Genomic DNA, 424 nt, shown 5'->3' on the forward strand with positions numbered 1-424 from the left:
CGCTTATAAAACGCTTTTGTGCGAAGTCTGTAGCTTGATTAAAGTTCGAGGTCGTGGTCTCGATCGTTGTTAATAATTGGTCGTGACGCTTGTTTCTCTCGTACTCTCTTTTCTCGATCTCTTCGAGCCTTTTCATCAACAAGTCTTGCTGACTCTGCAGCTTGTCGGCGACGCTCAAGCTCATTTGTGTCTTGGGCGAATTGGTTCCAATCTGATTGAGTGACGTCTGTATCTCGTTCAGTTGATTCATGACGGTTTGAAGTTGATCGTTTTGGCTGGAAGTTCGTGTTTGATTCGTATTTTTGTTGTTGTCGTTGTTGTATTTGTCTTTCAAAGCCATGTTGGATGCCTCCTTTATTGTAATCTTCGCCCAATTTACGCCCGCGTACTTTTTTATTTTCAGCTAAATGCCGATAGGTAATGC

At 42.7% G+C, this 424-nt stretch carries 1 protein-coding gene; it reads right to left on the bottom strand.

Annotated elements, in window-relative coordinates:
* Positions 1 to 340: hypothetical protein (locus tag AB4136_RS33385; protein WP_441932355.1), on the bottom strand; the 340-nt coding region annotated here is incomplete at its 3' end.
* Positions 341 to 424 lie beyond the last annotated feature (84 nt).

This window comes from Mesorhizobium sp. 2RAF21 (genome assembly GCF_052115345.1).
GTDB classification, from domain to species: Bacteria; Pseudomonadota; Alphaproteobacteria; order Rhizobiales; family Rhizobiaceae; genus Mesorhizobium; species Mesorhizobium terrae.